Source organism: Pseudomonas meliae (assembly GCF_001400515.1).
GTDB classification, from domain to species: domain Bacteria; phylum Pseudomonadota; class Gammaproteobacteria; order Pseudomonadales; family Pseudomonadaceae; genus Aquipseudomonas; species Aquipseudomonas amygdali.
In genome coordinates this window covers 1-5371 of sequence record NZ_LJQT01000322.1, presented here as the reverse complement: position 1 = coordinate 5371, position 5371 = coordinate 1, and the positions used below count along the sequence as shown (strand labels likewise).

The 5371-nt window shown below is 60.0% G+C and carries 4 protein-coding genes and 1 riboswitch; of the genes, 1 reads left to right on the top strand and 3 read right to left on the bottom strand.

The window, feature by feature from the left end:
• Positions 1-39: 39 nt before the first annotated feature.
• The 3 genes from ALO64_RS15035 to ahcY form a co-directional block, all read right to left on the bottom strand.
• Positions 40-1914, bottom strand: a complete 1875-nt coding sequence (locus tag ALO64_RS15035) for a DEAD/DEAH box helicase (protein WP_054991746.1) — start codon at positions 1912-1914, stop codon at positions 40-42.
• A gap of 311 nt (positions 1915-2225) precedes the next feature.
• A complete protein-coding gene (gene metF, locus ALO64_RS15030; RefSeq protein ID WP_003346344.1) occupies positions 2226-3071 on the bottom strand; it encodes a methylenetetrahydrofolate reductase [NAD(P)H] in 846 nt (281 codons plus the stop codon).
• Positions 3072-3263: 192 nt separating this feature from the next.
• Positions 3264-4673, bottom strand: coding sequence for an adenosylhomocysteinase (ahcY, locus tag ALO64_RS15025; protein WP_044344013.1), 1410 nt, complete (start codon positions 4671-4673; stop codon positions 3264-3266).
• Between the two features lie 23 nt (positions 4674-4696).
• A riboswitch (S-adenosyl-L-homocysteine riboswitch) is annotated at positions 4697-4807 on the bottom strand.
• Positions 4808-5027: 220 nt separating this feature from the next.
• Here ahcY and ALO64_RS15020 point away from each other — a divergent pair.
• The coding region (locus ALO64_RS15020; RefSeq protein WP_054991745.1) for an acyl-CoA thioesterase at positions 5028-5371 on the top strand (344 nt) is incomplete at its 3' end.

Sequence of the window (5371 nt, the reverse complement as noted above, 5' to 3'; positions counted from 1 at the left end):
TCCCGAGCGAGTCGGGGCGTTTTTAGTGTTGCGTGGCTATCAGCTGTCGCGATTGCGGGTCAGCAGCGCCGGTTTTTCACCGCGTGGGCGTGTTGGCAACTGGTCCAGTTGCTCGGCAGACGGGAAACGGTCGATCTTGGATTCCTTGTGCACGATCTTCGGCTGAGGCTGACCGTCGCGCGGGGCACGCACGGCTGGCTCCTGACCTTCACGCGGCAAGGGCTGATCTTCACGTGCCGGGCGACGACCGCGCGGCTGGCCATCACGCGAACGCGGAGCCGACGAACCCGAACCGTTGCGCTTTGGCGCGCCAGTACCGGAGCCGTTACGAGCGCCGCCCGCAGGTCGACCCGAATTGGCTGGGCGACCGCCAGCAGCCGGTGCTGCACCGGGCGCAGCAGCAGCAGGGCGACGACCACGGTTCTGGCCTTTGCCCTGATAAGGACTGACGTAGTCAGCACGATTGCCGAAGTTGTCTACTTCGTCGTCGCGGAACTCGTCCGGCGCACGATCGGCTGCCGGGCGCGGTATGGATGGCTGCGATGCACGCTGTTCGCTGCGAGGCGTGCCCTCACGAGGTTTTTTTTCGCGTGGCTGCCTTGCAGGGCGTTCGCCAGTGGCGGCTGCAGCGGCAGGTTTTTCCTTGCCTTTGTCCTTGCCCTTGTCGCGACGACCGCCGTTGTTCTTGTCGCCGGCAGGACGTGCACCACGGGAGTTGCGAACATCCGGACGCTCACGCACTTCCGGTTTTTCAGCCTCGACTGCGGTGATGTCGAAGCCCATCAGGTCGCCATCGGCGATCTTCTGTTTAGTCATGCGCTCGATGCTTTTGAGCAGCTTCTCTTCGTCCGGCGCAACCAGGGAAATGGCTTCGCCCGAACGACCGGCCCGGCCGGTACGACCGATACGGTGAACGTAGTCTTCGTCGACGTTGGGCAGCTCGAAGTTGACGACATGCGGCAGCTGGTCGATATCCAGGCCGCGTGCGGCGATATCGGTCGCAACCATGATGCGTACATCACCTGCCTTGAAGTCGGCCAGTGCCTTGGTACGGGCGTTCTGGCTCTTGTTGCCGTGGATCGCGACAGCCGCAAGGCCGTGCTTGTCCAGGTACTCGGCCAGACGGTTGGCGCCGTGCTTGGTGCGGGTGAAGACCAGCACCTGTTCCCAGGCACCGACGGTAATCAGGTGCGCCAGCAGTGAACGCTTGTGGTTGGCGGCAAGGCGGAAAACCCGTTGCTCGATACGCTCGACCGTGGTGTTCGGCGGCGTGACTTCGATGCGCTCTGGGTTGTGCAGCAGCTTGCCGGCCAAAGACGTGATGTCATTGGAGAAGGTAGCCGAGAACAGCAGGTTCTGGCGCTTGGCCGGCAGCCGCGCGAGGACCTTTTTCACGTCATGGACGAAGCCCATGTCGAGCATCCGGTCTGCTTCATCGAGCACCAGGATTTCGACGTGGGACAGGTCGACACTGCCTTGACCGGCCAGGTCGAGCAGGCGGCCGGGGCAGGCCACCAGGACGTCCACACCACGGGACATGGCCTGAACCTGCGGGTTCATGCCGACGCCGCCGAAGATGCAGGCGCTGACGAATTTCAGGTCGCGGGCATAGAGCTTGAAGCTCTCGTGCACCTGTGCGGCCAGTTCGCGGGTCGGGGTCAGGACCAGAACGCGTGGTTGACGCGGGCCGTGACGCTGGGATTTGTCCGGAACACCATTGGGAAACAGCCGCTCCAGAATTGGGAGGGCGAAACCGCCGGTTTTACCAGTACCGGTCTGTGCCGCAACCATCAGGTCGCGACCTTGCAACACGGCGGGAATGGCCCGCTGTTGCACGGGGGTAGGCTGGGTATAGCCCGCTGCCTCGATGGCGCGGACTAAAGCCTCGGAGAGACCGAGGGAAGCAAAGGACATGAGTAATCCTGTTCTGTTGGAGCTTAAGCTCAAGGGATGTCTTGCCTGGCGCGAATGGCGTGTAAAGACAACGCGATCCCGTCCGGTCCTGCCGGGTCTTCAGTGCATTCCGTGACGTCTGCGCTTGATGAAAATTGCGCTGTTGGCGTGAACGGATGACGATTGCAAGACCGGGCGTCCGGGCGTAAGCCTGGCGGGAAGGCTGGAGTATAACAGAGCGAGCGCAATACGCCGCTTTCCTGCTGCCCAACGGTGTATGAGGCCGCGATCCCCCGGAAATTACCGGTCGGACCGCGGTGCCGCAGCCGTTTTCAGCGTGGCAGTTGCAGGTTGTTCCACACCGCCAGGCTCGGTTCTGCCTGGTTCAGCGTGTAGAAATGCAGGCCTGGGGCGCCGCCTTGCAGCAGTCGTTCGCACATCTGCGTGATGACTTCTTCGCCAAACGCCTGGATGCTTTGTACGTCATCGCCGTAGGCTTCCAGCTGTTTGCGGATCCAGCGCGGGATTTCCGCACCGCAGGCATCCGAGAAACGCGCCAGCTTGCTGTAGTTGGTGATCGGCATGATGCCCGGCACGATCGGAATGCTGACGCCCATCTTCTCGACCCGCTCGACGAAGTTGAAATAGCTGTCGGCGTTGAAGAAGTATTGCGTGATCGCACTGTCGGCACCGGCGTTGGCCTTGTTGACGAAGTGCTTGAGGTCGTCCTCGAAATTGCGCGCCTGCGGATGCATTTCCGGGTAGGCGGCGACTTCGATGTGGAAATGGCTGCCGCTTTCCTGGCGAATGAAGCTCACCAGGTCATTGGCGTGACGCAACTCACCGCTGGCCATGCCCATGCCGGAAGGCAGGTCGCCGCGCAGTGCCACGATGCGTTTGATGCCCGCATCCTTGTACTGCGCCAACAGGTTGCGCAGGTCGTCCTTGCTGTCGCCCACGCAGGACAAATGCGGCGCAGCAGGGACTTTGATCTCGTTTTCCAGCTGCAGCACGGTATTGAGCGTGCGGTCGCGGGTCGAGCCACCGGCACCATAGGTGCAGGAGAAAAAATCGGGGTTGTACGTAGCGAGCTGACGAGCAACGGTCAGCAGCTTTTCATGTCCAGCGTCGGTCTTTGTAGGAAAGAACTCGAAGCTGAAGCGGCGTTCTTGGCTCATGGAGGCCGATCTCGATATAGAAACGAACACATACTTTGTAGGAGCGGACTTGTCCGCGAAGGCTTTATTTCAGACGCTGCATCTTGATTGAATGCACAGGCCCCTTCGCGGACAAGTCCGCTCCCACAGATAATTGCCAACTGAGAGAGTGAGAGGCGTCAGGAACGCCGCGCACTCTTCACAGAAGATCAATCAGTAGCGATACGCGTGCGGCTTGAACGGACCTTCGACGGTCACGCCGATGTAATCGGCCTGAGTCTTGGTCAGCTTGGTCACAACGCCGCCGAAGCCGCGGACCATTTCCAGGGCCACTTCTTCGTCGAGTTTCTTCGGCAGCACTTCAACGGTCAGACGCTCGGTCTTTTTGGCCGGTGCCAGGTCAGCGTACTTCTGCTCGAAGAGGAAGATCTGCGCCAGAACCTGGTTGGCGAACGAGCCATCCATGATGCGGCTTGGGTGGCCAGTGGCGTTACCCAGGTTTACCAGACGGCCTTCGGCCAGCAGGATCAGGTAGTCGTCGTTCTGTGCGTCGAACGAGCCTGGGCCGGTGCGATGGATCTTGTGAACCTGTGGCTTCACTTCTTCCCATGCCCAGTTCTTGCGCATGAAAGCGGTGTCGATTTCGTTGTCGAAGTGACCGATGTTGCACACCACAGCGCGTTTTTTCAGCGCTTTGAGCATGTTCGAATCACAAACGTTGACGTTACCGGTGGTGGTCACGATCAGGTCGATCTTGCCCAGCAGCGCTTTGTCGATGCTTGCTTCAGTGCCGTCGTTTTCGCCGTCGATGAACGGGGAGACCAGCTCGAAACCGTCCATGCAGGCCTGCATGGCGCAGATCGGGTCGACTTCGGTCACTTTGACGATCATGCCTTCCTGACGCAGGGACTGGGCCGAGCCCTTGCCCACGTCACCGTAGCCGATCACCAGCGCCTGCTTGCCGGACAGCAAGTGGTCGGTGCCGCGCTTGATGGCGTCGTTCAGGCTGTGACGGCAGCCGTACTTGTTGTCGTTCTTGCTCTTGGTCACCGAGTCATTGACGTTGATGGCCGGGATTTTCAGCTCACCCTTGGCCAGCATGTCCAGCAGGCGGTGAACACCCGTGGTGGTTTCTTCGGTGACGCCGTGGATCTTGTCCAGCATCGCCGGGTATTTCTTGTGGATGATCTCGGTCAGGTCGCCGCCGTCGTCGAGGATCATGTTGGCGTCCCATGGCTGGCCATCCTTGAGGATGGTCTGCTCGATGCACCACTCGTATTCTTCTTCGGTTTCGCCCTTCCAGGCGAACACAGGAATGCCGGCAGCGGCAATGGCCGCAGCAGCCTGGTCCTGAGTGGAGAAAATGTTGCACGACGACCAGCGAACTTCGGCACCCAGGGCAACCAGGGTTTCGATCAGCACGGCGGTCTGAATGGTCATGTGGATGCAGCCGAGAATTTTCGCGCCCTTGAGCGGCTGGTCACCGGCGTATTTGCGGCGCAGACCCATCAGGGCAGGCATTTCGGATTCGGCAATGATGGTTTCGCGACGACCCCAGGCGGCCAGGGAAATGTCGGCAACCTTGTAGTCATTAAATTCTGCGGGCGTGATTACAGCACTCATTGAGAGTCTCCATTCCATAAAAATGCGAATGGGCGCCGTTGTGCGTTTAAGGTTTGCCGGTCGAGGATCGTCCTGGCAAACAACGCCCCATCCGAGCCTGACAGGGAAAACCTGCTGCAGCGCCCCTCGGACAGGTGGCGGGAACGGTATCAAGCGTGGATGACCGTTTTGAAACGTTGGGCAGTATAGCTGCGCTCGCGATTCTTCCCAAGGCTTTCTGTCGGTTTAAGGGCCACACAATTGCCATCTGTCTGTAATCGAGTCGATGCACATTCGCTATGACACAGGCATGGGCGCGGGCCGTCGGCTCTGCCATCATGCACGTCTCTACCGGCCAGACGCTCAGGAGTGAACATGAATTTCCACACCCGCAAGTGGGTCAAGCCCGAAGATCTCAACCCCAACGGCACGTTGTTCGGCGGTAGCCTGCTGCGCTGGATCGATGAAGAAGCGGCGATCTACGCGATTGTCCAGTTGGGTAATCAGCGCGTGGTGACCAAATACATCTCGGAAATCAACTTTGTCAGCGCCTCGCGTCAGGGCGACATCATTGAGCTAGGCATCACCGCCACAGAATTCGGCCGCACCTCGATCACCCTCAAGTGCCAGGTGCGCAACAAGATCACCCGCAAAAGCATTTTGACTGTCGACAAGATCGTCTTCGTCAACCTCGACGAAGACGGCCCGCCAGCGCCGCA